This window comes from Bacillus sp. SIMBA_008, from assembly GCF_046535495.1.
Classification (GTDB): Bacteria; Bacillota; Bacilli; order Bacillales; family Bacillaceae; genus Bacillus; species Bacillus subtilis.
Window position 1 is genome coordinate 1 of record NZ_JAWRWL010001180.1, and the last position, 239, is coordinate 239.

Here is a 239-nt window from a genome sequence, read left to right on the forward strand (position 1 = left end):
GAACTGCGCGGTCTGCGCGCCGGCAGGCACGGCGAAGACCAGACGCTCCTCGGCATTCGTGTTCGCCGTGTACGCGTTGAGCGACTGCGCCTCGCCGCCGTCGAAGCTGACGAGGACCTCGGCCGACTGCGGCCCGTCGATGAAGTAGTTGGTGGCGTACGCCAGAGTCGCCGTGGAAGCGCCGGTCAGCGGGTAGGCGGGGCTGACGAGCGTCGAGTCGAAGGCGCCCGCCGCGTGCG

The 239-nt window shown here is 70.7% G+C and carries 1 protein-coding gene; it reads right to left on the reverse strand.

What is annotated here, in order from left to right:
- Window positions 1-239: hypothetical protein (locus SB658_RS27185; RefSeq protein ID WP_410603643.1), on the reverse strand; the 239-nt coding region annotated here is incomplete at both ends.